Here is a 25,360-nt window from a genome sequence, read left to right as displayed (position 1 = left end):
GATTTAGCGCGGGCTGAAGGTGTCTCACCACCGACAGCCCACTGACCACAACCAACTATGCGAGGTAGTTAACCATGGCTGCGCAACATCATAAGTCAGAACACGTCTCAACCAAAGCACGGCGTTATACCGTGGGATATATCCGCGACCAACGGAAGTTTCAGCCGTCACCGTCCATCACCCTTAAAGGGCACTGGATGGCAGATTTTGGCTTTGAGACCGGGCAGAAGATCGAGGTGATCCCGGAACCGGGACAGCTGATCATCCGGCTGGCTGAGGAGTGATCGGCAGATAAAAAAATCCCGGCTCGTTGGCCGGGATTAATTAATACTTAGAGTGGTAAATAACAATATAGTTATCTCCAAGTTCTTCTTGAAGAAGATAAGTCAACTTATAACCATCATCAATAAATCGTTTTTCTTCCTCTTCACTTTTAAAACCAGATGACGCCGGATCATCCATATTAAGTATGGCATCATATCGTTCAGCCCATTCTCTGAGACTGCATTTCAACTCCGATGATATCGGTAGTTCTTCAGGAGATATATCTCCAAAATCTCCCAGAGTTGTCCCCCATAATGGATGACAATGGTAGTCAGCCATCAATTTTATTTTTTTCATTTTACTGAACCTCGTAAGTTAGCACCCACGATATACCCGTTATTCCCTACAGTAATAGCAATATTGTATTTTTTACCGTTTATCATCGCTTCATATATTGGCCGACCAGTTCCAGACCCTTGGTAACCAACTATTTTACCATCCGTGACAGCTTTCATTACCACATCAGGAATTCGTGCTTCTGATACACCTATTTTTGCAAATTGACTACCATGTTCTTCGACAATATGTTGTAGCCCTGATTTAAAATTACCCTTCTCAAGGAAAATGATCTTTCCACTATTATCCTTTGCAGCACCCACAACATTTTCTGGTGTAAATTTAATACCCTGAGTTGTCATCTCTTTAAATAAGGATTTAGTTGCAAAACTATTTTTTGCTATCAGGAAAAGATCTTTACCCAACATTCCCAGCGATGCTACTGCTGCCTGATTCTCAGGATCAGACACGAACGCAGCATACTTCGTCCACTCAGGACTATTTGTATCGATCTTCGCCAAATCCTGACCGTTCCACTGCTGAACGTAAGCTTTTGCTTCGTCGCTGGTCATCACATCCACGCCGGGAAGATTCCCCAGCCAGCCGGGGCGCTCTGTCATATCAACGCCGCCCTGAGCCAGCTCCTTATCAACAACCACGGCTTCCAGCGGGTTATCTTTCAGCTTCTGGTCGGTTTCGGCGCTTTGTTTATCACTGACCTGTTTCCACTTATCAATAACCGACTGGCAGTTACCCCCCGATTTCCGGCAGTCCGACAGCTCTTTATCGAACGTCAGCGCCTGATCTGCATGAAGATAGTTATTCTCAACAACAACTCTTTCCGACGTTCACTTAGCCAGCGTACACCATTTTTCCCTGTGCTTTCCGTGGGTTAGAGGCTGTTTTCCCTGTTGCACGTCCGGTGCAGCAACTTTTTGCCCCGACGCGCTTTTTCAGCCCCGGACACGCTACCGCCACGCCGTGGCATCACGCCTGCACCCGCGTATTTTAACAACTTCAGACCGTCTGTCATTACCGCTTTTACATCGCGGCGGGAGCCGGGTCACAGCTCGCTGTGGCCCGGGGAACCGTCTGCCGGGCGCGGGCTGGCGAGGCCCGCAGCGCTGGACAGCGCTCTGAAGCGCCGAAGCTCGAGGGAACGCACGGTTTTGCATGACCACACCGGACCGGGGCGGGCAGCGGAAGCGGGCGAACGGGGAAGGAGCAACGAAGCGCAGCGCAGTGCGACCCCGTGCAGCCTGACGCAGCCGGGCGGGCATGAACGCCTTTCAGCGGAGGCCCTGGGGCCGACCTGCCTTATTGCTGTTTGCTGAGGGTTTGCACTGCTGCTGACGCCGCCAGGGAGGGCGGCCCCACCCCGCCGTACAACGCGGGGGCGCACGACATAATGTGTATTATACGAAGACGGCCCGCTCGTTGAGGGCGGGCCGGGCTGAGGGGCTCTGCGGGACGACTGCGTATAATACCTGCACATTATGTTTAATGGCCGGGAAGCGGCCACGCCTGACCGGCATTGTGCGCGTGGCCCGTGCCGCTGCACGGCCATTTACCCCCGCGCACACCGAACGTGATGAAGGCAGATCGCCGCACGGACGCGGCGCTCTGCCGTGCACTGAACCCGCCGCACTTACAGAGAACCGGCTAACTCACCGGGCTGTCCGGCGGCTCCGCTGCTGCGTCCGGCTCCGGGTTCTCCCGCTGCTCTGCCGGATGGGTTGAGGCATGCACTGCCTGAAGTGCCCGGATACTCACCTGCGTGTAGATTTGGGTTGATTCAACGCTCCTGTGACCCAGCATCGCCTGTATCCATCTGAGGTCCGCGCCGTTCTCCAGCATCTGTGTCGCCATCGCATGGCGGAACAGGTGGCAGCTCCCTTTGTCGATGCCCGCCGCTCTCAGGTACGGCACCACGGCCATTGTTATACCACTGGCCGTCAGCCCCGCCATGCCGTCCATCGCCAGGAACAGCGCCTTGCAGTCAGGGACGGCAAGAACCTCCGGGCGTACATGATGCAGCCAGCGGTTAAGCCACCACAGCGCACGCTCTCCCACCGGTATTACCCGGTCCACCTTTCCCTTGCCCTGCACGATGGTCAGTATCTTCCGGCTGAAGTCCACGCTGTATAGCTCAAGGCTGGCCACCTCACCCCGCCGGATGCCCGTTGACCACAGCAGCTCCAGCAGCGCCCGGTCACGGATGCCCTGAAGCGTGCTCAGGTCGCACAGGCTCACGATGTCCTCCACCTGTTCCACGCTCAGGATGGTACGCGGCAGGCGCTTTTCCAGCCGGGGCAGCTCAAGGTCTGCCGCCGGATTCGCCAGTATCAGCCCCTGCTTCGTCATCCAGCTGAACCACACCTGAAGCGGCTGGAGCGTGGTGCGCTGCGTCCGGCTGGTAAGCGGTTCGCCGTTACTTTTGCGATAGCCGTACAGGTAACGCTGATAGCTTTCCAGTACCGGGCGCGTGACGTCACCGGCATGGTACAGACCGCGTTCGCCAGCCCAACAGATAAAGCGGTAGCTGTGATGCGTCTGCGTCTTCAGCGTGGTCTCTGACCAGTTCCGCTCACGCCGCCACTTCACGAACCGCAGCAGCAGCGCATACAGGCTTTTCGGATGGGTGGCCGGGCCGACCGGCTGGCGGTAGATTTCATCAACGGTAAGAAGACAGTTTGAACGGGTTTTACGGTTGGCCATATTGACGCTCCGGTGTCAGGGCTGGCGACTAAGAAGAGGATTCAGATAACGAGGGCGAAGGCGGTAGCGGGGTTTTCTTTTTTTCCCTTATTACTGCGTTTTGCTCCGGACAGACTTGTGTAGCGCTTAACCCGTGTTCTGCCTGCTCTGAGGCCATATTTTGCGGGGCAGACTCAGCCCTGACTTGCACCAGACCTGGGGCAGACCTGCCTGCCCCCACATCAGACTTGCTATTAATATGACCAGACTTACGCTCACTGCCCTCGCTGTTTTCTCCGTTTCCGGTCACATTCAGCAGCCCGCACAGGTAGTTTTCATCACCGTTACCGCCGTCCCACAGCAGCTCGTAGCGCAGCAGATGGCCACGACTGCCGCCGTGCAGCAACAGGTACTCCATTTCAGTGAGGCGCATACAGTGGTTCTTTAACTGGCTGTCGCTCCAGTTCGTCCAGCCCCGGATATCCCGCCGCGTGAACCGTACTTCGCCCGGCTGGCAGTGCTGTCGCGCCGCCATCCCCTTGACCATCTCCTGTACCAGCAACAACAGCTTGCGCGTCTGCGGCGGCATCTCGTCCAGTGTCCGCCCCAGCACCTCATGCGCCAGCCGGTTCGCCAACGCGATATCCTCCCGCGTCACCTCGATATACTCGATAACGCTGCCCCGGTGCTCGGCCCGTTTCACGTCACGCTGGTACTGGTGCAGCAGCGCTATCGACTGTATCAGGGTGAGGTATTTCATATGGTCGCGCCGGGTACGGGTCTTGTCGCTCAGGAACGTGAGCCGATGTGCGAACGGATTGACCACCTTCAGCGGTCGGAGCAGCCGTTGTGCATTCTGGTGCAACGCCGTCAGATAGCCCTTTTCGCTCACCGCCAACAACCCTTCCAGCGTCTGGCCATGGCGCTGCATCGCGTGTATCGCCTGCGTCTGCGCCCGGCTCTCGTTCACCGTCAGTACCAGGCAGCGGTTCAACAGCTCCTCGTCTACGTCGATGGCCGTGGTGGTCAGCATCAGCATCACCGGTCCCTGCACCTTGTACTCCCGCGTCATCAGTTCGCCGCTCTGCTCGTCCTTGCCGGTCGAGGCGATCTTCAACTCTCCGTCCGACTGCAACAGCTTCAGCGCATACGCAGCTTGCCGTACCCCTTCCTCTTCCGCTATCGCCAGGATCTTGTGTTGCAGGCTGGTTTCCCCCAGATAGTAGAGGCTCTGCCCGGTCATGGCGCTGTACTGGATACGTTCTTCTTCCGGCATCATCCCCAGCACCGCGTCCATCAGCGACGACTTGCCCGCCGCCGAGCTGCTCTGGATCAGTACCGCCAGCGGCTTGTCCAGTTTGCGCGATGTAGCCGCCAGGTAGCCGGTCAACAGATTGGTGGACTCTCCCACCACCCCGCAGGCCGCCAGATCACTCACTATCTGCCCGGCCAGATCCGGGGATTTCAGTAGCGCCAGCGCGGCGGTTTCGTCCTCGGCACTCAACGCCACGGCAGCAGGCGCGGCCTGCTCCACAGCCAGGCGGGCTTCATCCTGCTTTTGCTCCAGCATCAGCAACACCCGGCCACATTCACGCTTGATCACGCTCAGCTCACAGCCCAGCTCGACCACCGCCGTACTGATATAGCTCTGGCGCTGTTTGGCGTGGTACATGTCGAGCTGGTCAACATGGAACGCCCCGCTGGCCTCGTCCCGCACCTGCACATTGGCCTTCATCACCTCCGGCAACGTGTTCTTCTGCCAGCCCCGCACCCGCCAGATACGCGGGCCACAGCGTAACAACAGCTCACCCGTGGCGGTCTGCTCGCACGGCACGACGTCAACGCCCGGCGCAGGGGCGGCTAACGAAGAGATGGATGCACCTCCCTGGCCCTCCGCGTCGTCATCGTTACTGCGTAACGGCGTCTCATGGGAGAACACCGTACCCGGCCCGGTGCCGTGACCCATCCAGGCCGCCTGTTGCAACGCCAGCCCCAACGCCGCCTCCGGGTTACCGCTTTTCAGCGCGAACGCGTTCGCATCCAGCCCTTGCGGGAACCGCACCCGCCACGCTTCGATCCCCAGCTCCAGCATATCACCGGCGATCGCATCCGCCCCGCGATTCCCCGCCTCGTCCCGATCGAAGGCGATCAACACCCGCTTCGCGCCGTGGTACTGCAACGCCGCCAGATGATCCGCCGTGAAGCCGTTGCAACAGTAGGCGGCGATCACGTTGCGGAACCCGGCGCACCAGAAGGTCATGGCGTCGATCAGCGCCTCACACAGGATCACCTCTGAGGAGGCTTTCAGCGCGGCTTCGTTCCACACCCCAACCAGCGGCGAGGGCAGATACAGGTGCCGGGACGATCCCTTCTTGATCTGGTGGTCTGCCAACGTCCTACGCCCGTAGAGCTGCAACACCCGGCCACGCTGCGCCACATTGGCCGACTCAGACCAGCCGATCACCGGCATCACCACACAGCCCCGGAAGTGATCCTGACGGGTCTGTGAACGCAACACCCCCGCCTCAACCAGGCGTTCCCGCAGCCGTTTACCCTCCTTCGATTGGGTTGACGGCAACACCCCGGCCTCACCGCCGATCCCATGTGTCCCGGCATAGCCCAGCCGGAAGTGGCTCACCAGTTCGGGATGGGTAAGGCCACGGCTGCTCAGCCACTCCAGTGCCTCTGGGGAGGCCAGCAACTGCTGATGGTAAAAGTCGATCACCTGGTTGAGCAGCGCCTGGCCGTCGTCGTCCAGATCGGCGAGTTTCGGGCGCGAAGGGGCAGCAACAGATTCGGCTAAAGAAGACGTTGCCCCACCTTCAACACCCGGTTCGTTACGCAGTAACGCGACGGCCTTGGGCAGTGAGACCGAGTGGGTTTTCATCACCCAGTCAACCACCGACCCCGCCGCCCCACAGCCGAAGCAGTGATACAGGTTCTTGTCCGGGGAGATGACCAGCGAGGGCGTCTTTTCCTGATGGAACGGGCACAACAGCACATAGTCCCGGCCCTGCTTGCGCAGCTTATACCCCTGCGATCGCACCAACGTCACCAGTGACACTGACCGTTTCAGTCCATCCAGTTCGTGCTGTGGGATACGCGCCATCGCTCAACTCCTGTAAAACCTGTCAATAGGGTTTGGATAAAAATAACTCAACCACAACATACCACAGTTGGTAGTATACACAACAGTAAGTTGTAAAACAGGAGGTAGATTATGGTCATCAAGTCACGCACAACCACGGTAAAAACGACGATGGCCGCTCCTGTCACCAATGAAGAACAGATATTTATGGCTACGCTGGGCAAGCGTATGGCTGCGCTGCGCAAGGCATCCAGCCTGACTCAGGCACAGATGGCGAAGGAACTGAACGTGTCACAACAGGCCGTGCAGTCCTGGGAGGCAGGCAGGCGGCGGATACAGTTATCCATACTGCCCGCTGTAGCGAAGCTGCTTTCGGTTTCTCTGGAAGGATTACTCGGGGAAGAGACGGAACACACCCCGCGCAAGCGCGGCCCGGCATCCCGGCTGGAACAGCAGATTGAGGCGATCAGCCAGCTCCCGAAGGCCCGGCAGAAGATGGTGGCAGAGATGCTGGATGCGGTGCTCGCCCAGGCACAGCAGCAGGAGACCGACAGCTAACGAGACGATTTTTAGAGCGCGGGCTGAAGGTGGTGGAACACCGACAACCCGCTAACCACAACAACTAGTTAGGAGTAGTTGATATGGCTGAGCAACATCATAAGTCAGAACCCGCCACACCCCAAGCCCGCAAGAGCATTGTCGGCTACCGCCCCAACGGCGGCAGGCCCAACCCGCTCCCTCAGCTCACCCTCAAGGGACGTTGGCTGGGATCGCTGGGATTCACCACCGGCCAGAAGATCGAAGTGATCACCGCGCCGGGTCAGTTGATCATCCGCGTCGTTACGCAGTAACAGGGAGGTTCATCATGGCCAAGACCAACGCACAACGTCAGGCCGAGTACCGCGCACGCCGTCGCCGCGATGGGGTGAACACGCGCCTGAACATCGAGGTGAGCCTCGTCGCCCATTTTGCGCTTGAACGACTGGCGCACCATCACGGCCTGACCCAGCGCCAGATGCTGGAACAGCTGATCACCGGTCCCCATGAGGCCCTGTGCAAGAGCCTCGAGGGCGACGACTTCCGGCGCTATATCGATATGGGTCAGCATGAACATCACCTTCACACCCCAACCGATCCCGGAGCTGACGATCGACGGCGGCATGCTGGCCGGGCTGGGTTTTACCCCCGGCACACCGTTACAGCTCACGCTGCGGCCCGATGGCCTGTGGATCACCCTCGTCACCGATGAAGCCACCTGGAACGCACAGTGTGAAGCCAGCCAACAGCGGCAAGATTTGGGGGCGGACTGGGTACGGGAGAACGGCGAGCTGATCATCGCCGGAGACTGGATCATCGAGTCCGGGATCACCGATGTGGCACAACTGGAGATCACCGCTGCGCCCGGGGTGATCCGGTTGCAGCGCCGGGAAGATGGGGGATTTCTGGCGTAGAAGCAAAGCTCCCGGCCAGTTGGCCGGGAGCTTTTCAGCTCATTTTTTTATATATATGCTTCAACCACTCTTCAGAAGAAGACCATTCATTAGGGTAATAATAGCTACAATCAATTTTGTTAAGTAGGATGTCCTGTAATTCTTCATCTGATAGAGAAAGTGCCAGCAGATAATCTATTTCAGATTTCATCTGCAACCGCTCCTCCGCAGTCTCGGTAGCTTTGTAAGCAGCCAATGTTTCATCCGCATTACCAAACAGCACCTCAAAATCCTGGTTAAAATAACACCTCAGCAGATATGACAAAGAAGGATACTTTTCTTTAATACTCATGGTGTTGGATACCCAGTAATGATTTTATACCCATCAGGCATTGAAGGATCTCTTCCAATGATAATTCTGGCATTTGTGGCTGGTACAGCACTTGTAGCCCCGCTAGTAACACTAATACCAATAGCAGTAGAAGATTGATAATCAAGTTCCAGGTAACCCTTTTGGCTACCAGATAAATAACTCTGGATCTTCGACTGATTGCTATCAATAACTTTGCTTGTCACAGCTTCTGCTGTAGCTCTATCAGTAAATGTAGATGCTGTTTTTGTATTGCCTATAGACACTCTATCAAATAACTCCGCTTCAGTTTTTCCTACATGCCGATCAATCAAATGGCCACCTGCTTTCTCATGGGCCGCCAATCCACCGCCGGGCACAATGGTGCTGCTTTGTCCCGTCGCTGTTGTTTCTTTCGCCCCTGATCCTTTACCGATCCCTGCCGCAATTCCCGCTGCGCTAGTTCCTGCCACCTGGGCTAGCGAATTGATAACAAGCTGCTTCGCTTCAGATGAATTGCCAGACATTAGCGCGTTGTGGATCGCCGCATTTCTGTCTGCTTCCAACTGGATAGTAGTGACCTGAAGAATAGATAATTCGTTCTGTTCTTCCGGGCTTAAACTACCGTTAGCCCGCGCTTTTTCCATCAACTCGTTGGTACGATTAGCGTAATCTGCCTGTAACTTGCCGACTTCATTAGCCTTATCGACACAGTCTTGAGCGCCGGTACAGTTCACAACACTTTCATGCTGTTCGGCGTTAATCTTCTTGTATTTCTCAACTACGGCGGTGCAAGCCTTACTTCCCTGACACTGAGTCATTTCTTTGGCTCGGTCTTGGTTTTCCGGCACACTCAGCGAGTTATTCTCAACCGCATTCTTCCCTGCCTGGCCGCCAGCCACCGCGGCCGATGTACTGTCTCCGGCTACGCCGCCGGCCAGTGCTGCGGCCAGCGTGCCCAGGGCACTTATCTTCTGCTTCTCTTCTTCAGTTAGTTTATCATGCGGGACGCCCGGGTAAAGCTGCTGGGCAATATATTCTCCCGCCGCTGCACCTGCCGCGCCCGCCAGCGCTGAGTTACCCTGCGCCTGCGCCACCACCGCGCCCAGTACCGCGTGCGCTATCAGATTCGCCTCGACGTTTATCACGTCCTTGCCGTCAGGGCCCTTTGTCATCGTTTCTTTATGGATAACTTCTGCCAGATACGGTGCCGCTGCACCCGCTATCGCCGCATTCAGGTTACCGCCCGCCAGGCCCTGCACCGCCGCCGTGGCGGCCTGAATACCCTGTTGCAGGCTGCTTCCCGTGCCGAATTGAGCCGTTGCCGTTATATAGGCCTGTTTGGCTATTTCATCGGCGCTGGGACGCAGGTTGCCCTCGCTCGCCAGCTTTTCTCTCGCAGTCTGAAGGGCAGACGGCTCTTTCTTCGCTTTCTCACCGGCTATCTCACCCTGCGTCCGCGCGATATCCCCAACCTGACTCCCTATCTCCCCTATCAGCTGATCGCGGATGTCCGATGCGGATTCTGCTTCCTGACCGTTTTTTCCCCTGTGCATTCCGTCAGTTACATCAGGTTTTACCTGTTGCAGAACCGGCGTCACAACTTTTTGCCCCGACGCGCTTTTTTCGCCCGTGCACGCTACCGCGCTGGTGAACATCACCAGGCATAACAGCCACGCCAGCACTTTCCTTATCCGCTTCATCCCGCTTTCTCTGCGTTATCCTGCCGCGCATTTTAACAGCATGTTCTCCGCTGTCATTACCGGTTTTCCCTTTGCGGCGGTTCCCCGGGCCGCAGCTTGCCTGTGGCCCGGGGAACCGTCTGCCGGGTCCGGGCTGGCGAGGCCCGCAAGCGCCGGGAAGGCGCTCTGAAGGCAACTCTGTCGCTTCACTGGATGACTGGCTGCAAGACGGCTCATGGCCTCCCTCTTTAGCCGTCGGTTCACTGTTGTATGAAGAGGTGACGATCATGCATGACCGCGCGGTGCCGGACAGCCTTTAGCCGCCTGTGCGCCGGAACCTGAGGTGACGCCGGGCTTACATATCACTGCGGGCCAGGGTGGGAGCGGAAGCTGGCTGTGGCGGGAACGAGTGACGCGCTTCTTTACCGCGCGGCATGAGCCGACGCAGACAGACGCAGCAGGGCGGGCATAAACTGTTTTCAGCGGAGGCCGGAGGCCGACAACCCTTATTGCTGTTGCCTGAAGACGATGAGGGGACTGAGGCGGGTTCTCACAGACGGCGCTGTGGCTGAACCGCCAGGGACGGCGGCACACCCGTTGCTGAACGCGGGGCAAGCCGCCCACTGAAGGCCGGTTTTATGCGCAGCGCCCGGTACTTCAACGGCGCAGGCATAATGTTCGTTTCGCGTTGTGGCACGCCACGACGGGCCATTTCGCGTAATACCCGCACATTATGTTGAACGGACGTTCGGCCAGCAGCATGAACGCAGAGAACGTCACCGCTTAGCGCTGGCCGGGCGGCCGTTTACCCCCGCGCATACGGGACGCGATGAAGGCAGATCGCCGCACGGATGCGGCGCTCTGCCGTGCACGGAACAACCCGGCTCACAGAGGGCTTACGGGCTTTCCGGCGATACCGGCGGCCAGCACCGGGCTGTGTGGATCAGCGTCACTATCCAGACGATACCGGCCTCTTCATCCGTCTCGTACACAAGCCGGTAATGCTCATGCGGTATCAGCTCTCGCGTACCGGCTATTTTCCCCGCTTCACCCATCAGCGGATGCTCCGCCAGCCTGGCTGCTGCTTCGTTGAACCGTTCATCCAGTTCCATCGCAGCCAGCGGATTTCGTTCTGCCAGGTAATCCCATATTGCTGTACGGTTGTTGAGCGCTTCCTGCGCCCAGAGCACCTTCATGCTTTCCCCGTCAGTTTCGCACGACGCGCGGCGAACTGCGCTTCAACCTCTTCATTGCCCACAACGTTACCTGCCCGTATGTCCTGGCGCCCTCGCTCCACTTTCTGCGCCAGGTAAGCATCGTAAGCCCGGCTCTCGGTCTGGCGCCGGATGTAGTCCCGCATCAGCTCGCGTATTACCTGCGAGGCTGGTCTGTCACTGGCTTTCGCTGCGGCGATAAAGTCTTCCCGCAGCGAGCTTTCCAGCTTCATCGTGAACACCGCTTCTTTAGGCATGGTTCTTTCTCTCATTCCGCTTAAGTACTGACCAAGTATATACCTTATCATTACCTTTACTCCATATTGTCTGGTTTCTCGCTGTCCCCCTGCTCCGCAGGATGCGTACGCGCATGCACCGCCTGCAACGCCCGGATACTCACCTGCGTGTAGATTTGGGTTGATTCAACGCTCCGGTGGCCCAGCATCGCCTGTATCCATCTGAGGTCCGCGCCGTTCTCCAGCATCTGCGTGGCCATCGCATGGCGGAACAGGTGGCAGCTCCCTTTGTCGATACCCGCCGCTCTTAAGTAAGGCACCACGGCCATGGTGATGCCGCTGGCCGTCAGACCTGCCAGACCGTCCATGGCCAGGAACAGCGCCTTACAGTCCGCTGCCGCCAGCAGCTCTGGCCGCACATGATGCAGCCAGCGGTTAAGCCACCACAGCGCCCGCTCACCCACCGGTATCACTCTGTCCTGCTTTCCTTTGCCCTGCACGATGGTCAGTATCTTCCGCCTGAAGTCCACGCTGTATATCTCAAGGCTGGCCACCTCACCCCGCCGGATACCCGTTGACCACAGCAGCTCCAGCAGCGCCCGGTCACGGATACCCTGAAGCGTGCTCAGGTCGCACAGGCTCACGATATCCTCCACCTGTTCCACGCTCAGTATCGTCCGGGGCAGACGTTTCTCCAGTCGTGGCAGCTCCAGGTCGGCGGCGGGATTCGCCAGTATCAGCCCCTGTTTCGCCATCCAGCTGAACCACACCTGAAGCGGCTGGAGCGTGGTGCGCTGCGTCCGGCTGGTAAGCGGTTCGCCGTTGCTCTTGCGGTAGCCGTACAGGTAACGCTGGTAACGCTCCAGCACCGGGCGCGTCACCTCTGCCGCGTAGTGGATACCACGCTCGGCGGCCCACAGGATAAAGCGGTAGCTGTGATGCGTCTGGGTCTTCAGCGTGGTCTCTGACCAGTTCCGCTCACGCCGCCACTTCACGAACCGCAGCAGCAGCGCGTACAGGCTTTTCGGATGCGTTGCCGGACCGACCGGCTGGCGGTAGATTTCATTGACGGTAAGCAGGCGGTTTGAGCTGGGTTTGCGGTTGGCCATGTTGACGCTCCGGTGTCAGGGCTGGCGGCTAAGAAGAGGTTCCGGGTAACGAGGGCGAAGGTGGCAGCACGATTTTATTTTTCTTCCTGATTACTGCGTTTTCGTCAGGGCAGACTTGCGGAGCGCCCGGCCCCTGTGTCATCTGCTCTGAGGCCACTTTTTGCCGGTCAGACTTAGCCCCGACTTGCCCCGGACTTAAGGCAGACTTACTTTCATCTTTATCAGACTTGCCTTTATCAGAGCCAGACTTGCGTTCGTCGCCTTCGTTATTCTCCACATCCAGCAGCCCGCACAGGTGCGCCTCTTCACCGTTACCGCCGTCCCACAGCAGCTCATAGCGCAGCAGGTGCCCGCGACAGCCGCCGTGCAGCAGCAGATACTCCATCTCCGTCAGGCGCAGGCAGTGATTCTTCAGCTGGCTGTCGCTCCAGTTCGTCCACGCCCGGATATCACGCCGCGTGAAGCGTATTTCTGAAGCCGGACAGTTTTGCACGCTGGCCATCGCCTCCACCATTTCGCGTAACAGTATCAACAGCTTCCGGGTCTGTGGCGGCATCTCGTCCAGTGTGCGACCCAGTATTTCATGTGACAGCCGGTTGGCAAGCCGGATGTCTGACGGCTGTACCCGGATGTATTCAATGAACGAACCCCGGTGCTCAGCCCGCTTAACCTCCCGCTGATACTGGTGCAGCAACGCAACGCTCTGTATCAGCGTCAGGTATTTCATATGGTCGCGCCGCGTCCGGGTTTTATCACTGAGGAAGGTGAGCCGTTCAGCATAAGGATTCACCACTTTTAACGGCCTGAGCAACCGCTGCGCGTTCTGGTGCAGCCGGGTCAGATACTGCTTTTCATTCACCGCCAGTAACCCGGCCAGCGTCTGCGCCCTGCGCTGAAGCGCGTGTATTGCCTGCGTCTGCTCCCTGGACTCGTTCACCGTCAGCACCAGGCAGCGGTTCAGCAGCTCTTCGTCCACGTCAGACGCCGTGGTCGTCAGCATCAGCATCACCGGCCCCTTCACGCTGTACTCCCGCGTCACCAGCTCGCCGCTGGACTCATCCTTGCCGGTTGATGCTATCTTCAGCTCCCCGTCACTCTGCAACAGCTTCAGCGCATACGCTGCCTGGCGCACCCCTTCCTCCTCTGCTATCGCCAGGATTTTGTGCTGGAGCGAGGTTTCACCCAGGTAGTACAGGCTCTGCCCGGTCATGGCGCTGTACTGCACCCGCTCTTCCTCCGGCATCAGGCCGAGCACGGCGTCCATCAGCGACGACTTGCCCGCCGCCGAGGAAGACTGGATAAGCACCGCAAGCGGCCTGTCCAGCTTGCGGGACGTCGCCGCCAGATAGCCGGTCAGCAGGTTGGTCGATTCACCCACCACCCCGCAGGCTGCCAGGTCACTGACGATGCGCTCTGCCAGGTCAGGGGATTTCAGCAGCGCAAGGGCTGCGGCTTCATCCTCACCCGATACCGTTAACCACAACAACTATACGAGGTAGTTATCATGGCTGCGCAACATCATAAGTCAGAACACGTTTCAACCAAAGCCCGGCGTTATACCGTGGGCTATATCCGGGATCAGCGGAAGTTTCAGCCGTCACCATCCATCACCCTAAAGGGCCACTGGATGGGGGATCTGGGGTTTGAGACAGGCAGGAAGATTGAGGTGATTTGTGAACAGGGTGAGTTGCTCATCCGGCTGGCTGAGGAGTAAGCGGCGGGTAAAATAATCCCGGCCAGGTTGGCCGGGATTTTCTTGTTTAACCTTTACAACGACTGAGCGCTAACCGTAAGCCTGCGCCGATTTCAGATGGGGAGCTGTCTGAAGAAAGAATAACATCTTCAATCCTATCTCCTTTCGTTCGTCCCCAGGCTTCCAGTTTTTCATGGCGTGTAGGGGAGATAGTGATTGAGTCATTTACCAGATGAATGCCACAGTTTTTCATATCTTTGAAGAGTGCTTTTTTAGATTTATAGCCATATTTTTCCATCAACATAGCTATCCAGGCCGCGTATTGCTTTTTGCCTTTTTCGAGATCAAAAAAATCAACACGCTCTTCCAAAACATTCAATGTACGACTATCAGATAGTGCCTGGAATATTGTCTCTCCAATATCACGTTCATTGGCATCTGGCTGTAATAAATAGGATGGAAAAAGAGGATCTGCCGCAACCATACCCAATCCAGATTGAGTTTCAATAAGCAAAAATTCATTGGTGCAGTAGCAGCTAGCCCAATAATCCTGATCTTTATTAAAGTCCATCATTTCACCTGAGTTACTGTCACTTTGACGCCCTGAGCTTTACCATATTCTATGGCCCGGTTTATCTCTGTCCACTGTGTTTTAGTTGTATTAGCAGGAACAGCAAGTTGGATCTCTCTGTTAGAAATCATAGAAGAATTAATTGTTTTTCTGGAAAGAGTGTATGTTTCAAATTTCGCAGCAGCATTAATATTCCCTTTGATCGAATTGTAAACCTGATTCGGATTAGCCAGTTTCGCCATTGTCTGAGTATCCATTGACTTAGCGCTTACTGCGGTTTTGGTCGCACCGTCATAATAATCAAAGGTTTTAAAGTTCTGGGGCAAACGGGCATCAGCAGGTAGCGATTTACCAACATAATCCTCCCACGGCATTCCCTGTTTCATATTTCCCTGCCCCCACTGCATCCCGACTGCTGAGGCTTTGACTGTAGCAGTTGCGGTATTACGGCTCATAAACGATATAGCCGCTTTGGTTATATCTTTCGCCAGCAGCCCACCGGAGACCAGCATAGCCTGATTATCCGGATCAGATGCGAACGCCGCATATTTCATCCATTCAGGACTATTTTGATCTATTTTCGCCAGGTCATGACCGTTCCACTGCTGAACGTAAGCTTTGGCTTCATCGCTAGTCATTACGTCCACGCCGGGGAAGTTACCCAGCCAGCCGGGGCGCTCTGTCATATCAATGCCGCCCTGCGCGCTGTCTTTATTAACCACAACGGCTTCCAGCGGATTATCCTTCAGCTTCTGATCGGTTTCGGCGCTCTGCTTATCGCTAATAGCCTTCCATTTATCAATAACGCCCTGACAGTCACCACCAGATTTCCGGCAGTCCGACAGCTCTTTATCAAAGTTCAGTGCCTGAGTACTGCTTAAATAATTATTCTCAACCGCATTCTTCCCTGCCTGGCCACCAGCCACCGCGGCCGATGTACTGTCTCCGGCTACGCCGCCGGCCAGTGCTGCGGCCAGCGTGCCCAGGGCACTTATCTTCTGCTTCTCTCCTTCAGTTAGTTTATCATGCGGGACGCCCGGGTAAAGCTGCTGGGCAATATATTCTCCCGCCGCTGCACCTGCCGCGCCCGCCAGCGCTGAGTTACCCTGCGCCTGCGCCACCACCGCGCCCAGTACCGCGTGCGCTATCAGATTCGCCTCGACGTTTATCACGTCCTTGCCGTCGGGGCCCTTTGTCATCGTTTCTTTATGGATAACTTCTGCCAGATACGGTGCCGCTGCACCCGCTATCGCCGCATTCAGGTTACCGCCCGCCAGGCCCTGCACCGCCGCCGTGGCGGCCTGAATACCCTGTTGCAGGCTGCCGCCCGTACCGAACCCGCTTTCTGCGAAAGCCTGATTATAGAAGTTTTGGTAAACCTGTTTTTCTATTTCCTGCGCATCATACTCTTTCGACGGGTCCTGCTTTTTCAAATCGGCCAGGGCTTTATCGCGGTCGTGCTGCGAGGCCCCGCTGATTTTATCATTTGCCGCACGGGTTGCCACTATCTCACCCTGCGTCCGTGCAATATCCCCGACCTGTGACCCTATCTCACCTATCAGCTGCGCCTGCTGTAGCCGCTTCTGCTCTTTCTCTTTGTCGAAGATTTGCTTCAGGCCCGGATTGGCATTCTCCGCATCACGGCTGAGGTTTGCCACGTCCTGCTGCTGGTTCTGCCGATCGCGGATCGCTACCGTGCCGTCCGAGATCGCGGCCTTTGTGGTGCTGGAATCGTGGCCGCTGTTGTTTGCGCCGGTCAGCAGCGCGCTCGCCATATTTCCCGCCAGCATCCCGGCAACGCCGCCGCCGGTGCTGATACCCACGCTCTGGTGTTCGGCTTTAAAGTCCGCCCTGTTGTCGATATCGCTCCAGCCCAGCGTGCCGGTATCAAGTTTATTTTTATCTGCCGCAGCCGTCGACCCGATAACCGCCCCGTCCAGCTGCGTATGGTTGCCCACCGTCACGTCGAAGCCGCCCTGACCGGCAAACAGACCGGTCTGGTCCGTCACGCTGTCGTAGTTGCTGTGCAGTTTGTCACGGCTCAGGTTGACGTTGACCGAGCCGTTCAGGCCCGCGCCCGTTGAGCCCAGCCCGATGCCCACCTGCCCACCGGCGCTGACGCTCTGCTGTTTGCTGTCATAGCGGTCGCTGTCCTGTTCGCTCTGCAGCGACAGGTTGCGCCCGACGTCCGCCGTCACTTTCTCGCCGCTGACCTGCGCCCCTTTCAGCGTGGTGTCGCGGCCGCTGTTGAGCGTAACGGCCTGCCCCGCATCCAGCGTAGTGTTGGTGTGGGTCAGGCCGTTGCCCTTCTCACTGCCCCGCCCCTGGTTGATGCTGGCTGAGACGCTGACGCTGGCACCGCCGGAGCCTATACCCAGCCCGACGCCCGCGCTGCTGCCGTGGCTTTCATTTTTCCCGTCGGTACGTTCGGTGTTCTGGGCTGACAGCAGGGTGATATCGCGCTTCGCATCCAGGCCCAGATTCTGCCCGGCTTTCAGCTGGCTGCCGGTGACCGCGATATCCCCCTGGCTGCCCGCTGCCTGGCCGTTCGCGGTGATTTGCAGATTATTCCCGGCGTTCAGGGTGCTGCCCTGTGCCTGGGTGCTCTGCGTCAGGGTTTCGCTGCGCGAGGACTGACTGCCATAGGTAAGACTGATCCCCACGGTGTCATTATTTTTATTGTCGCCCGCGCCTTTTGCGGCATCCAGCGCCACGGCCTGTGCCGCCTGAACGCCACTCAGGGCCGCTTTGGTCGCCTGCAGGGCCTGCAGGCGGCTGTCGTCGGTATCCTGGGCCTGATGCGCGGTTTGCACCGCCGTGTTGACTGCCGAACCGGCCGCACCGGAGAGCGCCAGCGTAAAGCCGCTCTGTTTCTGTTCGGTTTTAGTCAGCGCGGTGTGGCTGTTTTCCGCCGCGGTGATAGAGACATCGCTGCCGGTGACCGTCAGATCTTTCCCGGCGATAACATCGCTGCCGTGCACCTGCACCTGGTTATTGGCGGTCAGGGTCACGCTGCCGTCGCTGCTGCCCACCGTGCTGCCTTTACTGAGCGAGCCAGTGGTATCGGTGGTCGTCTTCTGCTGCGCCTGGCCGTAAGTGAGGCCGATGCCGCCGGTGCCCATCAGGCCGGTTTTTCTCTCGTCGACGAGATGCGTTTCATCATGCGCCTCAGCGGCGGTGGTCACGGTCAGATCGCGACCCGCCGAGAGGTTAACGTCCTGCGTCCCCGCGACGTTGCTGCCGCTAATGGTGATATCACGTCCGGCCTGTAGCTGCACGCTGTCGCCGCTCAGCGTGGTGCTGAGCGCCTGCTGGTCGTGCGCCTCATCGTGGGTTTCCACGCTGCTGCCCGACATAAACCCTTTGCTGCTCTGCTTACTGTGTTCAGTCAGATCGCTACTGCTGCTGCCGGTGCTAAGCGCAATATCGCGCCCGGCGCTGGCGGTGAGCGCGCCACCCGCGGCCACGTCCGCCGCGCTGGCGCGGATATCCTGCCCGGCGCTGAGCTGCAGGTCGCCTGCGGTCGTTATACGGGTGCCGACGTCGGTCTGCTGAGAGAGGTGACGATAGTTGTCGCGTCCCCAGGTATCGTTTTCACTGTGCCGGGTGGCAACGGTGCCCAGGGTCAGATCGTTCCCTGCCTGTAGCTGCGTGATACCGTTTTTCCCGGCGTTACCGATATCGCTCCCGCTCAGAGTGATATTGTTCATCGCACTGAGCGTCAGCGCACCGTCCGGGTTCTGCACATAGATCCCGGCGGCACGATCCACCCAGCGGTCAGTACCGTCGCTGCGCAGCGTCGTCTGGCTGGTGATATCGCGCCCGGCCAGCAGCGATACGCTATCACCACCGGTAATCTGGCCGCCGAGGTTATTGATGTCCTGACGGGCGGTCAGCGCGACCTGGTTGCCGTTAATATAGCCGCTGTTGGTCAGCGTTTGCGCCGTCAGCTGCGTCACCTCGCGACCCTGAATGGTGCCGCTGTTGGTAATGTCGTTCTGTGCGCTGAGCGCCACGTTATTGCCGCCCATCAGCGCGCCGTCACCGGTCAGATCGCCCTCTTTAACCTTCGCATAGACCTGCGGCACCAGCACCGTCTGCTGCGTGCCGTCCGGCAGCGTCACCATCTGGTTAACCAGCCAGACAATGTCGCTGGTCAGCAGCGCCATCTGGGCAGGCGTCAGCGCCACGCCAAGTTCCAGCTGATACTGCTGACCAAAGGCCACGCCGTTATTCATCAGCGCACGGTACTGCTCTTCATCATTGTTGTAGCCGCTGATATAGCGATTACCGGTCATCTGAATAATCTGGTCGCGCACCACGCGCTGTTCGTAGTAGCCATCGCCAAGCCTTTTGAGCGTCTGCCCGTTGGACGACGGCAGGGCCGTCTGCATGTAGTCGCTGCTTAGCCACTGCTTCTGGTTGGTGAAGCGCGGATCGGTCTCCACCAGATAGCGGCTGTCGCTGGCGGGCTGCAGGGCAAACAGGCTGTTGTCCGGCAGTCGGGTGTCCGGCGAAACCGCGCGGATCACCGGCGTGATGCTCTGCCCGTTGACCACCGTGGCGGGAAGCGTCAGCGAGAACTGCTGCCCGGGCGGCAGAACCAGCGGATGATCCTTGATGCTGCCCAGATTTTCCAGGGTGATGGTGCCGCTGTAGCGCAGCGCGTCGCCGGGAAGCGCCGCGTCCGTGACGTCATGAGACGCCAGCGTCACCGCCTGGGTTGCCTGCTGCCCACCCGCCGCGCCGACCGCGCTGGCCTGGGTGGTAACCGTCTGCTGTTGTCGACTGCCGGTCTGATAGCCGCTCCCCTGCGGGGCCGCGTTAGCCTGCCAGGCGAGGGTTTTCAGATCGATAGTTTCGGTGACCACCGCCGGGCGATAGTTGCTGCTGCTTTTGCCCTGCGACGTCTTGGTGCCACCGAGTTTCTTTTTCTTTTTCTTTGAATACCAGCGTACGACCTTGCCGTCATCGGTGGTGACCCGCACGCCTTTGGTCGCCTGGTTATCCAGTTCGCCTATCTGACCGCCCAGCGTCGCGCCCGCCACAATCTGGCTATCCTGGTTAGCCAGCCGGTTGGCGGTAAAGGTCATGTTGCCGCCGGAGAGGATTTTGCCCGGATCGCTCTCTTTGATCTGGGTTTCGTTGACCACGCGCTTGTAGTTGTATTCGTAGAATTCGCTGCCGCTGGTGCCGTCCGGCATGGTAGCGCTATGCACGCCATATTTGTTTTTATGGCTGGTATTGACCTTATCCCAGTCGTAGCGGGTGGTCTTACCCTTCAGAACCGCCTCATGGTGCTGGGCGTTTTCCGTCATCACCGTCTCGGTAGTAAGCTGGCGGTTGGTGTTGTTCACCTCCGCCATCGCGATGGTCGCATTGCCTCCGGCCTCGATTGTCGCCCCGTGGTTATTAAGCTGACGGCCCTGCCCTGTGGCCTGGTCGTTTTCGTCCAGCTGGCCGCCAAAGCGCATCTCCCCGGCGCTGTAGATCAGCGCGTGATCGCGGTTATTGACCGTGTCGGCGGCGATGTCGAGCCGGTCGCGAGCGGCGATCACCGCTGCTTTGCCATTCGCGCTCAGGTTATTCAGCACCGCCGCCGCAATGGCGATATGGTCGCCGTAGATGCGTCCGGTGCCGGTGTTGTTAAGTACCCCGGCGACCAGATGCGTCAGCCCGCCGTCAATCAGACCGGTATTGTTAAGGGTATCGCCCGCGGTGATATGAGTGCTCTGCCCGCTGATTTCGCCCGTGGCCTGGTTATTGACGTTCTGCGCGGTCAGCCAGAGCGCCTGCTGCCCGGTGATGATGCCGTCGTTGGTGACAGTACCCGGCGTGGTCAGCCGCAGCGAACCGTTAGCTTTGACCTCCGCAAGGTTGTGGAAGTCCTTCGCCAGCGTGATGCCAAGGTCACCCTGCGACAGCACCTGCCCGTCGCCGCTCAGCGAGGCGGCGTTGATTTGCCCCTCCCTGCCGCTGATCATTACGCCCTGGAGGTTGTTTATCGCCAGCGTCTGGCCCTGGGCGGCATCCTGTACCTTCAGGGTATCCGTTGATGAGATAAGCCCGCTAACGTTTTGCAGCGCCTGCCGCACGGTGAGCGCCAGCCTGCTGCTTGCCCGCAGCGCGCCGTGGGTATTGTCCAGCGTGTCGGCTTGCAGGGTCAGGTTTGTCGCCTCTATGCCTTTGCCATCCTGCCGGGTTTCCCGGTTGATCAGCTGCGGCGTGGTGATATCCAGCCCCTGGCCGCCGCGTATCAGCCCACCGGTATTATCAAGCTGCCTGGCAAGGGTTACCCAGCCGTTGCCGACGCTCTGTAGCTGGCCGGACTGATTGTTTAGCTGGTCTGCGGTAAGCGTCAGTGTGCCCGCCGAAATCAGGCTGCCGCCCTGGTTGAGCAGCGCATTTTGTCCGGTGTTCAGCGTCAGGTCCTGGCCGCCCTGAATATGCCCCTGCTGGTTGTCCAGCAGCCCGCTGTTGATGCGGGTATTGGCCGAACCGGCAATGGTGCCGCGCTGGTTGATCAGCGTCTGACCGGCGGTGTCGATAATAATATCGCCCGCCGATTGCAGCCTGCCGTCGCTGTTATTGATGGCTTTGCCATTGAGCGTCAGGCCTGCGTTGCCTGCCACCTGTCCCTGGGCGTTGTTGAGTGCATCCGCCGTCAGCGTCGCCGCACCCTGAGCGGCGATAAATCCGCTCTGATTATTCAGCCCGGCGCTGCGCAGGGTGAGGTTTTTCATCGCGACAATGCCGCGACGATCGCCGCTGTCGGTGTTGATCAGCGCGCCTCCCTGCGTATCCAGCGTCATATCCCCTGCCGCCTGGAGCAGGCCGCCCTGATTCTGCACCTCTCCTACCATCAGGCCGAGCTGCCCGCTGCCGCTGGCCAGCGTGCCGCCGCGGTTGTTCAGCTTACCGCCGGTAATTTGCGTGTCGCCTCTGGCGGTCAGTACGCCGTCCTGATTATCAATGTCGCCGGTACGCAGCGTCAGCACCCCACCGCCCGTCACGCCGCCCGTCGTGCCGCTCTCCCGGTTGATCAGACTGTTGCCGTGGGTGTCGAGCTGCAGATCCTGAGCGGACTGGATCCGTCCGGCACGGTTGTTCAGCGTGCCGCTGTCCAGCTGCAATGTCCCCCGTGCGCCGAGCAGCCCCTGCTGATGGTCAAAGGCCTGCTGATGCGTATCAATAGTAACGTTCTGCCCAATAATCGCGCCCTTGCCGCCGTCAATCTGCCCGGTGGAGAGCCGCAGGTCACCGCCAGCGATAATGCCTGCGGTGTCGCCGCTGTCGGTATTGCTGAGCCGTGCGCCCTGGGTATCCAGCGACAGCGCAGTGCCCGCCTGGAGCAGGCCGCGTTGATTCTCCACCGCGCCGGTCACCAGGTTCAGCGCTTTATCCGATGACAGGATGCCATCGGTATTGGTCAACGTGCCGCCGCTGAGCTGCATATCGCCCGCTGCCGCCAGCAGGCCGCTGCTGTTATCCAGGTCGCCAGCGTTGAGAGTGAGGTCACCGCCGCTCACCAGGCCACCTTTGGTGCCGCTCTGCTGGTTGTTCAGGGCGCTGCCATGGGTATCAAGTTGCAGACTCTCGCCCGACTGAATGCGCCCGGCGCGATTATTCAGCGTCCCGCTGTCCAGTCGCAGCGTACCGCGCGCGCTCAGCAGGCCATTTTGCTGATCGAAGGCCTGCTGATGGGTATCAATGACAAGATTCTGCCCGAGGATTGCGCCCTGCCCACCGGCAATTTCCCCGGTCGCCAGCTGAATATCGCCCCGCGAGACAATACCGCCGTTTTCGCCGCTGTCGCTGTTACGCAGCGCGGCACCCTGGGTGTCGAGCGACAGCCTGTCACCCGCCTGGAGCAGGCCGCGCTGGTTATCCACGGCCCCGGTAAGGAGCGATAGCGCGCCACCAGCAACCATCGTGCCATCGCTGTTAGTGAGTGAGCCACCCCGGGTGTCGAGCGTCAGCGCCTCGCCCGCCTGGAGCAGGCCGTGCTGATTATCGACGTCATCGGTGGTGAGCGTCAGCCCGCGATCCGATACCAGCGTACCACCAGCGTTATTCAGTGCGCCGCTGTTGAGCTGGGCGGCATCTGCCGCAGCAAGGATCCCGCTGCGGTTATCCATATCGCCCGCATCGATCGTCAGCCTGCCGCCGCTGAGGATCCCAGCCTTGCCGCTCTGGGTGTTGCTGAGCGACTGACCGTGAGTATCTATCTGTAGATCTTTACCGGACTGAATGCGGCCCGCGCGGTTATCTACCGCGCCGCCAGAAAGAGTAAGGTCTTGCTGCGCCACCAGATTACCGCTGGCGTTGGCGAAGGGGCCATCCTGAGTATCGACGGCGATCTGCCGGCCCAGCAGGGTTCCGGCACTGTTGTCCAGCCCCTGACTGTGGGCGGTAAGTTGGGCCACGGCCTCAATCCGGCCCTGGCCGTTGTCAATGGCCTGCCGGGTATCCAGCCGGGCGTCACCGCCAGTGGCCGAGATAAGTCCCTGCTGGTTTTCCAGTCGGGCGGCGGAGAGACGCAGGTTTTGCCCCGCCAGCAGCGATCCCTGGCTGTTATTCAGGGCATTATCACTGGTCAGCAGCAGGTCGCCTGCGCCCGCCGCCAGCAGCGTACCGCGCTGGTTATCCAGGCTGCCGGCGGTCAGTCGCAGATTGCCGCCGCTTTCCATACGGCCATCCTGGTTGTTCACCCCGCCGGAGACGGAGAGCGCCATTTCGCCCGTTCCCCGCTGCGAAAGCAGCCCCTGCTGGTGATTGAGACTGTCCGCCGTCAGGCTCAGCGCCTGCGCCTGGGTACGCCCCCCGGAGAGATCGAGCTGCTTACCGGTCAGGCTTAGCCCACCGGCCGACATCAGAGTTCCCTGACTGCCGTTAAGCTGGTCTGCGTTGAGCGTCAGCGCGCCGTCCCCGGCCAGCTGAACGGTGCCCTGCTGGTTATCCAGCCGCTGGGTATTCAGACTGAGGTCGTGGCCGTTTCCGGCAATCAGCCCGCTGCGGTTTTCAATGCTGTCAGCCTGCAGGTAGGTGTCGCCCTGGTTAACAATTGTTCCCTGATTGTTGCTTAGCGTTCCGGTAGTAAGGGTTAACGCCTCGCCGTTTTGCTGGCGCAGCAGGCCGCCGTTGTTACTGATGGTTTTCGCGGCGATATTCAGGCGACCCGCCGAGATCTGTCCACCATCGTTGGTAAGCTGCGTGGCCGCCTGCGCGCTAAGCGCCGTGCCGGTGACCGTTGCGCCTGCGGTAGTGATATCGCCCTGAGCGGAGGTCAGCGCGACCCGCTCCGCCGAGGTCTGGCTTCCGGCCAGATCGACCCGGCTTCCGCGGGCGGCGATACGATCGCGCGCCAGATTTTTGCCCTGCGCTTTAAGCTCGCCCTGGCTGGTCAGTACCAGCTCGCCGGGCTGGGTCAGCGTGCCGCTGTCGTCCACGCCCGCCGCCAGCGTTCCGGCTGCGGTGCCGTCGATGCGGTTGCCCGTCAGGGTGGCGTTACCCTTGGCGCTGACGACGCCGCTGTTGCTCAGGGTGCCGCCGGAGGAGAGCGTCAGGTTCTGCTTAGAGAGCAGTTTTCCGCTGTTATTCTGATCGCCCTGGCTGGCAATTTGCAGGGCATCCTGGCTCTGGATCGTGCCGCTGTTTTCCAGCTGGCCATCCACGGTCAGGCGCAGTTCGCCCGCCCCCGCGCCCAGCTCACCCGCATTGCGCACGCCCACGCCTTTTTCGGTGCCGGTCAGGGTGATTTTATTGGCGTACATCCCGCCCAGGGCCGCCACGTCCAGCGCAAAAGCGGGACGCGTAGCGTCATCACCGGGATTGACGGCAGTGACGCTGCCGTCGGTAGCGACTTTGTTGCGCCCGGTAACCACCTTCAGCTCGCTGGCATGCAGCCTGGCGTTAACCGTTACCGACCGGGCGATAATCTGGGTGTAATCGGCATCGCTGCCGTTCAGGCCTTTGCCTTCGATATTGATCCGGCCACCGGTGACATCAAACCCCTTCAGCTGGCCGTTTTCCATAATGGCCTGGCCGGTCGTGAGGGTATTGCGGCTGGCGTTAATAAAGCCGCAGCCGTTGCAGGTGATGCCGGAGGGGTTGGCGATAATCACCTCCGCGCGCTTGCCGGCCACCTCGATAAAGCCGTTCAGCTGGCTGGGATTGCGGCTGTTAACCTCGTTGAGAATAACGCTGGCTTCATGCTTAGCAAGCCAGGGGTTAGCCGCCACCATCCCCCCCAGCTGGGTCTGGGTATTTTGATGGCTGTTGTTGAGGATCGCCCCCCGCGCATCGACATCAAGCTGGCTGTACTGGTTGCGAGAGACGCCGTTAGCATCGGGCGTCTGGATATTGATCTGCGGCAGTCCGTTGGCCGTTGACATTACCGTTGGCTGACGACTGCCGGGTGCGGAGCCGTCCGCGACAATGTCCGCCTGCGCAGGCAGGCTGACCATGCCAGCCGCCAGCCACAGCGCATAGCAAACCGGGCTGATTCGCACCCGCACCTCTGACCGCGCAGCGCGCTGGCGGCGACGGGCAACGCGGCTGTAGCCGCTGCGGGCAATATCGGGCACCACCATTAGCATGCCGCGAACTTTATTAAAAATAATGCGATAGCAAAGTTTGTTCATAATGCGCTCGGTCCATCGTTAGCAAAACAGGTCGGGATGCGGGGTTGG

General features: G+C 59.1%; 17 protein-coding genes and 2 pseudogenes. 6 read left to right on the top strand and 13 right to left on the bottom strand.

Annotation, left to right across the window (positions count from 1 at the left end):
- Positions 1-74: 74 nt before the first annotated feature.
- Positions 75-284, top strand: a complete 210-nt coding sequence (locus tag AC4PCC_RS07950; RefSeq protein ID WP_492126991.1) for a SymE family type I addiction module toxin — start codon at positions 75-77, stop codon at positions 282-284.
- Positions 285-324: 40 nt separating this feature from the next.
- Here AC4PCC_RS07950 and AC4PCC_RS07945 read toward each other — a convergent pair whose 3' ends face one another.
- The 4 genes and pseudogenes from AC4PCC_RS07945 to AC4PCC_RS07930 all read right to left on the bottom strand — a co-directional run bounded on the left by AC4PCC_RS07945 (position 325) and on the right by AC4PCC_RS07930 (position 6,406).
- Positions 325-621, bottom strand: coding sequence for an immunity protein CdiI family protein (locus tag AC4PCC_RS07945; RefSeq protein WP_492126990.1), 297 nt, complete (start codon positions 619-621; stop codon positions 325-327).
- Positions 618-1,430 (bottom strand): annotated as a pseudogene (locus tag AC4PCC_RS07940) (VENN motif pre-toxin domain-containing protein); the annotation flags it as partial. The gene AC4PCC_RS07945 and the pseudogene AC4PCC_RS07940, both read right to left, overlap by 4 nt.
- Positions 1,431-2,262: 832 nt before the next feature.
- A complete protein-coding gene (gene xerC, locus AC4PCC_RS07935) occupies positions 2,263-3,318 on the bottom strand; it encodes a site-specific tyrosine recombinase XerC (RefSeq protein WP_492126989.1) in 1,056 nt (351 codons plus the stop codon).
- A 28-nt stretch (positions 3,319-3,346) separates the two neighbouring features.
- Positions 3,347-6,406 carry a CHC2 zinc finger domain-containing protein gene (locus AC4PCC_RS07930; protein ID WP_492126988.1) on the bottom strand — a complete coding sequence of 1,020 codons (3,060 nt, stop codon included), beginning with the start codon at positions 6,404-6,406 and terminating at the stop codon, positions 3,347-3,349.
- 111 nt (positions 6,407-6,517) lie between these two features.
- On the opposite strand from AC4PCC_RS07930, the gene AC4PCC_RS07925 reads away from it, so the two are divergent.
- The 4 genes from AC4PCC_RS07925 to AC4PCC_RS07910 all read left to right on the top strand — a co-directional run bounded on the left by AC4PCC_RS07925 (position 6,518) and on the right by AC4PCC_RS07910 (position 7,836).
- Positions 6,518-6,943 carry a helix-turn-helix domain-containing protein gene (locus AC4PCC_RS07925; RefSeq protein ID WP_492126987.1) on the top strand — a complete coding sequence of 142 codons (426 nt, stop codon included), beginning with the start codon at positions 6,518-6,520 and terminating at the stop codon, positions 6,941-6,943.
- 83 nt (positions 6,944-7,026) lie between these two features.
- Positions 7,027-7,236, top strand: a complete 210-nt coding sequence (locus tag AC4PCC_RS07920; RefSeq protein ID WP_492126986.1) for a SymE family type I addiction module toxin — start codon at positions 7,027-7,029, stop codon at positions 7,234-7,236.
- Positions 7,237-7,250: 14 nt separating this feature from the next.
- Positions 7,251-7,634: a RepB family protein gene (locus AC4PCC_RS07915; protein WP_492126985.1), complete on the top strand. Its 384-nt coding sequence runs from the start codon at positions 7,251-7,253 to the stop codon at positions 7,632-7,634.
- Positions 7,546-7,836 (top strand): hypothetical protein, encoded by a 291-nt coding sequence (locus AC4PCC_RS07910; protein WP_492126984.1) that lies wholly within the window; start codon positions 7,546-7,548, stop codon positions 7,834-7,836. Before AC4PCC_RS07915 ends, AC4PCC_RS07910 begins: the two co-directional genes overlap by 89 nt.
- Positions 7,837-7,870: 34 nt before the next feature.
- Here the strand turns inward: AC4PCC_RS07910 and AC4PCC_RS07905 are convergent, their stop codons facing one another.
- The 7 genes and pseudogenes from AC4PCC_RS07905 to AC4PCC_RS07875 all read right to left on the bottom strand — a co-directional run.
- On the bottom strand, positions 7,871-8,167 hold the full coding sequence (locus AC4PCC_RS07905; RefSeq protein WP_313856306.1) for a contact-dependent growth inhibition system immunity protein: 297 nt from the start codon (positions 8,165-8,167) through the stop codon (positions 7,871-7,873).
- On the bottom strand, positions 8,164-9,867 hold the full coding sequence (locus AC4PCC_RS07900; protein WP_492126983.1) for an RNase A-like domain-containing protein: 1,704 nt from the start codon (positions 9,865-9,867) through the stop codon (positions 8,164-8,166). Before AC4PCC_RS07900 ends, AC4PCC_RS07905 begins: the two co-directional genes overlap by 4 nt.
- Positions 9,868-10,396: 529 nt before the next feature.
- Positions 10,397-10,558, bottom strand: coding sequence for a hypothetical protein (locus tag AC4PCC_RS07895; RefSeq protein WP_492126982.1), 162 nt, complete (start codon positions 10,556-10,558; stop codon positions 10,397-10,399).
- 184 nt (positions 10,559-10,742) lie between these two features.
- Positions 10,743-11,042 (bottom strand): type II toxin-antitoxin system RelE/ParE family toxin, encoded by a 300-nt coding sequence (locus tag AC4PCC_RS07890; RefSeq protein WP_492126981.1) that lies wholly within the window; start codon positions 11,040-11,042, stop codon positions 10,743-10,745.
- Positions 11,039-11,317 (bottom strand): antitoxin of toxin-antitoxin stability system, encoded by a 279-nt coding sequence (locus tag AC4PCC_RS07885; RefSeq protein ID WP_492124953.1) that lies wholly within the window; start codon positions 11,315-11,317, stop codon positions 11,039-11,041. The genes AC4PCC_RS07890 and AC4PCC_RS07885 overlap by 4 nt, the downstream gene beginning before the upstream one ends.
- A 56-nt stretch (positions 11,318-11,373) precedes the next feature.
- A complete protein-coding gene (gene xerC, locus AC4PCC_RS07880; protein ID WP_492126980.1) occupies positions 11,374-12,405 on the bottom strand; it encodes a site-specific tyrosine recombinase XerC in 1,032 nt (343 codons plus the stop codon).
- Positions 12,406-12,433: 28 nt separating this feature from the next.
- Positions 12,434-13,882 (bottom strand): annotated as a pseudogene (locus AC4PCC_RS07875) (MTBMA_p00010-related P-loop-containing protein); the annotation flags it as partial.
- Between the two features lie 27 nt (positions 13,883-13,909).
- Here AC4PCC_RS07875 and AC4PCC_RS07870 point away from each other — a divergent pair.
- Positions 13,910-14,119 (top strand): SymE family type I addiction module toxin, encoded by a 210-nt coding sequence (locus tag AC4PCC_RS07870; protein WP_492126979.1) that lies wholly within the window; start codon positions 13,910-13,912, stop codon positions 14,117-14,119.
- 46 nt (positions 14,120-14,165) lie between these two features.
- On the opposite strand, the gene AC4PCC_RS07865 is transcribed toward AC4PCC_RS07870, so the two are convergent.
- Positions 14,166-14,669 (bottom strand): contact-dependent growth inhibition system immunity protein, encoded by a 504-nt coding sequence (locus AC4PCC_RS07865; RefSeq protein WP_492127471.1) that lies wholly within the window; start codon positions 14,667-14,669, stop codon positions 14,166-14,168.
- A complete protein-coding gene (locus tag AC4PCC_RS07860; protein ID WP_492126978.1) occupies positions 14,669-25,312 on the bottom strand; it encodes a hemagglutinin repeat-containing protein in 10,644 nt (3,547 codons plus the stop codon). Before AC4PCC_RS07860 ends, AC4PCC_RS07865 begins: the two co-directional genes overlap by 1 nt.
- Positions 25,313-25,360: the final 48 nt, after the last annotated feature.

The sequence above is a fragment of the Erwinia sp. L03-1 genome, from assembly GCF_058686115.1.
The sequence above is the reverse complement of the archived record's forward strand: the minus strand, read 5'-3'. Positions and strand labels throughout refer to the sequence as shown.

Bases quoted from the DNA above. Each gene is read 5' to 3' on its own strand.
- AC4PCC_RS07950 (WP_492126991.1), top strand. From the start codon at position 75: ATGGCTGCGCAACATCATAAGTCAGAACACGTCTCAACCAAAGCACGG.
- AC4PCC_RS07945 (WP_492126990.1), bottom strand. From the start codon at position 621: ATGAAAAAAATAAAATTGATGGCTGACTACCATTGTCATCCATTATGG.
- xerC (WP_492126989.1), bottom strand. From the start codon at position 3,318: ATGGCCAACCGTAAAACCCGTTCAAACTGTCTTCTTACCGTTGATGAA.
- AC4PCC_RS07930 (WP_492126988.1), bottom strand. From the start codon at position 6,406: ATGGCGCGTATCCCACAGCACGAACTGGATGGACTGAAACGGTCAGTG.
- AC4PCC_RS07925 (WP_492126987.1), top strand. From the start codon at position 6,518: ATGGTCATCAAGTCACGCACAACCACGGTAAAAACGACGATGGCCGCT.
- AC4PCC_RS07920 (WP_492126986.1), top strand. From the start codon at position 7,027: ATGGCTGAGCAACATCATAAGTCAGAACCCGCCACACCCCAAGCCCGC.
- AC4PCC_RS07915 (WP_492126985.1), top strand. From the start codon at position 7,251: ATGGCCAAGACCAACGCACAACGTCAGGCCGAGTACCGCGCACGCCGT.
- AC4PCC_RS07910 (WP_492126984.1), top strand. From the start codon at position 7,546: ATGCTGGCCGGGCTGGGTTTTACCCCCGGCACACCGTTACAGCTCACG.
- AC4PCC_RS07905 (WP_313856306.1), bottom strand. From the start codon at position 8,167: ATGAGTATTAAAGAAAAGTATCCTTCTTTGTCATATCTGCTGAGGTGT.
- AC4PCC_RS07900 (WP_492126983.1), bottom strand. From the start codon at position 9,867: ATGAAGCGGATAAGGAAAGTGCTGGCGTGGCTGTTATGCCTGGTGATG.
- AC4PCC_RS07895 (WP_492126982.1), bottom strand. From the start codon at position 10,558: ATGGCCCGTCGTGGCGTGCCACAACGCGAAACGAACATTATGCCTGCG.
- AC4PCC_RS07890 (WP_492126981.1), bottom strand. From the start codon at position 11,042: ATGAAGGTGCTCTGGGCGCAGGAAGCGCTCAACAACCGTACAGCAATA.
- AC4PCC_RS07885 (WP_492124953.1), bottom strand. From the start codon at position 11,317: ATGCCTAAAGAAGCGGTGTTCACGATGAAGCTGGAAAGCTCGCTGCGG.
- xerC (WP_492126980.1), bottom strand. From the start codon at position 12,405: ATGGCCAACCGCAAACCCAGCTCAAACCGCCTGCTTACCGTCAATGAA.
- AC4PCC_RS07870 (WP_492126979.1), top strand. From the start codon at position 13,910: ATGGCTGCGCAACATCATAAGTCAGAACACGTTTCAACCAAAGCCCGG.
- AC4PCC_RS07865 (WP_492127471.1), bottom strand. From the start codon at position 14,669: ATGGACTTTAATAAAGATCAGGATTATTGGGCTAGCTGCTACTGCACC.
- AC4PCC_RS07860 (WP_492126978.1), bottom strand. From the start codon at position 25,312: ATGAACAAACTTTGCTATCGCATTATTTTTAATAAAGTTCGCGGCATG.